Below are 3,343 nucleotides of genomic sequence, written 5' to 3'. Positions count from 1 at the left end.
AATCTAAGCCAGTTTATAACTATACTATTACAGATCAGGAGATAAAATCATTACAACATAATAATAAGATTGAGACACTCTGTAATATATCAGCAGGCTTTCTAATTGTAATGATGGTCATTATCATCGGGTGGATGATACGTGATGATGATGATTGGAAAAAAATACCAGTCATTTGTATATCAATAGCGTTACTGTTATTTGTAGTGCTTTTGGGTGGAGAGACACGGTCAAACTCAAAGGAAATTTGGGAAAACGTTAAACAGGTGTCTGAGGTTATCTGTGAAAAAAAATAAAAAAAGGGGACGCCCTAAAATAGCAGGGCAGGTAAGAGAACCAAATGGACGTATATCACGTGCAAAAGCACTACGTGAAGCCGTTGATAAATTGGCAATAGAAATGCGTGCAAAGCGCTTCGGTTTAACGCTACAAGAGGCAAAAAATCCACTTTCTGGGTCTTACATAGGGCGACTTTGTTTGCAAGGTGTAATAACACAAGAGCAATACGACGCCGCCCAACAGTATTTACAGATAAGAAATAATTATCTTTGCGCAAAGGGCTTGCCTAATGCGATTTATGACGAAATGCCGTCATCATCTGATGATAAGGCAAGAGATAAATGGGTAGAATTTGCAACAGAGCAGTTTATAAACACGCAAGAGGCACTAAAAGAAGCCCAATGCCTCTATAGACAATATAACCTTTATGCAGCGTTACAGTATCTCGTTATAGAAGATCAAATGCTACCACACCTTGTGAATTCATTACGTGTTGCTCTTAATGTGCTTCATAAGTACTTTTCATAAGTATGCAATTATTCATAAAAATAAATAAGCATATCATTTACTATTTCAATTTCATGATCTAGCCTTTTAACTTTTTCTTTTTGTGTAGCAATAGTCTTTCGAACATCGGTAATGATATCGAGGAGTTGTGATACCTTTTCATGTTGCTTATTTCGTTTTGCTCTATCTAAATGCTGCATTTGCTCTATTTCGAATTGCATATTGCTTATCACGGCACGCGATACACTATTTCGGTTTATGACTAGACGACGCCATTGCTCTATAGTTTTTATATGTTGCTTAGCTAGTCGTGCTGGTAGTGACAAAGTTTTTTCTACGTATTTATCGTGTATCCATTGAGCGTTGTAACACCTTTGTTCCCACCAATTGTAATTTTTATACAGATAATCACTGCGTGCTCTCTCTAGTCTTACTACTTCTTTTGAACAGCAGAATTCATCTAAATTATCATCAGCGTATCCGTTTGAAGGGAATATAAGATAGGTTGTAAAAAGTGCGATAATTAATACGCTTCTAAATAAAGATTTTTTTATAAACATCATTTCTACCTTAATATGTCTACCTTAATATGCACTTTATCTGTTTAACTGATTCCCTTTAAAATTATCAATATGTGTTATTTTTGTGTTGACAAAATGTAGCAAATCGTATTTAATGACAAATACGGCACTGGTCGTATTGTGTCTAGACGAGAGGCAGTGCAGTTTGGAATCCCCGCAAATGCGGGGTTTTTTATTATCTGGAGGGCGTATTTTATGACATCAGAAAATACACAGCAGGCTCCACAACCCATTAAAAAGCGTATACCACCAAAGGCAGGTCAAGGGCGTGTCAAAGGCGTTCCGAATAAGATGACGCGCATTTTAAAAGAAGCAGTGGTTAAGGCTGCTGAGAATGCTGGGAATAAAATTGGCAAGGATGGTTTGATCTCTTATTTGGAAAAGCAGGCTATGGAATGCCCTGCTGCTTATTTAGCGTTGCTTGGTAAGGTGTTGCCTTTACAGGTAACAGGTGAAGATGGGGGAGCCATTAAGGTGATAACGCGTGTAGAAATCGCGCCTTTGGTCAATGACGACACGACAGATTAATATTGTTCCAAAGCTTATACCGATTTTTACAGATAAGGCTTTGGTGCGTGCTGCTTGGGGTGGACGAGGGTCTGGAAAGACAAGATCATTTGCCTTGATGGCTGCTTTAAAAGGCTATCAATTTGGTATGCAAGGGATATCGGGCACTATACTTTGTGCACGGCAGTTTCAGAATTCTTTGGCAGAAAGTTCATTGGAGGAAATTAAGCGCGCCATTGAAGCGCATGACTTTTTAAAGGACTATTACAAGGTTGGGGAGTCGTCGATTAAGTCGATAGATGGTCGTATAGCCTTTCAGTTTTCTGGACTAGACCGCAATATTGCCAGTATCAAATCCATGGGGCGTATTTTGCTTTGTTGGGTTGATGAGGCAGAGCCCGTTACAGAGACAGCTTGGCAGACGCTTATACCGACGTTGCGTGAAGAGGGAGAGGGGTGGAGAGCAGAGTTATGGGTGACATGGAACCCGTTGCGAGAGAATGCCCCCGTTGAGAAGCGGTTTCGCTTTTCAGACAATGAGGCAATTAAGCGTGTTGAGATCAACTGGTCAGACAATCCGAAGTTTCCCAAGATCTTGAATGAAGCGCGATTGGATGATCTGAGAAACCGTCCAGAGACCTATAAGCATATCTGGGAAGGGGATTATCTTACAGCGGTTCAAGGTGCTTATTATCAAAAGGAAATGTTGGCAGCCGAGCAAGAGGGGCGGATAGGGCGTGTTGCTCGTGACCCCTTGATGCAGATACGCGCCTTTTGGGATATTGGGGGCACGGGTGCTAAGGCAGATGCCACAGCGATATGGATAGCGCAATTTGTTGGTAGAGAGATCAGAGTGCTTAATTATTACGAAGCACAGGGACAGCCGTTATCAGAGCATATAGGCTGGTTACGTCAAAATGGTTATGAGAAGGCACTGATGGTTCTCCCCCATGACGGTGCGACGAGAGACCGTGTGCACAATGTGAGTTTTGAGAGCGCTCTTAAACAGGCAGGCTTTCAAACAAAAGTTATCCCTAATCAGGGAGCAGGGGCTGTTAAGATACGTATAGAAACAGTCCGCCGTGTTTTGCCTTCTGTTTGGTTTAATGAGAAGACGACGGTAGCAGGACGTAAGGCACTGAATTGGTATCATGAGAAATGGGATGAGAAGCGTAATATTGGCTTGGGAGCAGAGCATGATTGGTCCAGTCATGGGGCAGATGCCTTTGGACTGATGTGCATTTCATACAAACCACCAAAAGAAATACAAAAGCGACCAGCTTATAGCGGCAGAACGGAATATGATAGTACCTCATGGATGGCAGAATGATGCATGATGATGAACATTTAGAGAAAGACAGCAACGTATCTGATCTCTCTCAAGAAGGTTTGTTTCGTAAGCTTGTGAGCTGGTACAAAGAAGATGTGGAGCATGTGAACAAATGGCGTGAACATGCGCGGGAGGATTT

The 3,343-nt window shown here is 41.5% G+C and carries 5 protein-coding genes; 4 read left to right on the top strand and 1 reads right to left on the bottom strand.

Annotation, left to right across the window (positions count from 1 at the left end; all coding sequences use genetic code 11):
* Both ACFIKR_RS09080 and ACFIKR_RS09075 read left to right on the top strand, forming a co-directional pair.
* Window positions 1–296 (top strand): hypothetical protein (locus ACFIKR_RS09080; protein WP_375659616.1); only part of this gene is annotated, 296 nt, incomplete at its 5' end.
* Window positions 283–807 (top strand): hypothetical protein, encoded by a 525-nt coding sequence (locus ACFIKR_RS09075; RefSeq protein WP_375659615.1) that lies wholly within the window; start codon window positions 283–285, stop codon window positions 805–807. The genes ACFIKR_RS09080 and ACFIKR_RS09075, both read left to right, overlap by 14 nt.
* An 8-nt stretch (window positions 808–815) precedes the next feature.
* Here the strand turns inward: ACFIKR_RS09075 and ACFIKR_RS09070 are convergent, their stop codons facing one another.
* Window positions 816–1,349, bottom strand: coding sequence for a hypothetical protein (locus tag ACFIKR_RS09070; protein ID WP_147269651.1), 534 nt, complete (start codon window positions 1,347–1,349; stop codon window positions 816–818).
* 213 nt (window positions 1,350–1,562) lie between these two features.
* On the opposite strand from ACFIKR_RS09070, the gene ACFIKR_RS09065 reads away from it, so the two are divergent.
* Together ACFIKR_RS09065 and ACFIKR_RS09060 are read left to right on the top strand one after the other, a co-directional pair.
* Window positions 1,563–1,895 (top strand): hypothetical protein, encoded by a 333-nt coding sequence (locus ACFIKR_RS09065; RefSeq protein ID WP_375655581.1) that lies wholly within the window; start codon window positions 1,563–1,565, stop codon window positions 1,893–1,895.
* Window positions 1,876–3,204: a PBSX family phage terminase large subunit gene (locus tag ACFIKR_RS09060; protein ID WP_375659614.1), complete on the top strand. Its 1,329-nt coding sequence runs from the start codon at window positions 1,876–1,878 to the stop codon at window positions 3,202–3,204. The genes ACFIKR_RS09065 and ACFIKR_RS09060 overlap by 20 nt, the downstream gene beginning before the upstream one ends.
* The last annotated feature ends 139 nt before the right edge of the window (window positions 3,205–3,343 follow it).

This window comes from Bartonella sp. MR30HLJHH (assembly GCF_042194195.1).
GTDB lineage: Bacteria > Pseudomonadota > Alphaproteobacteria > Rhizobiales > Rhizobiaceae > Bartonella > Bartonella grahamii.
Note: the sequence above shows the minus strand (reverse complement) of the source record. Positions and strands in the feature narration are given on the sequence as shown.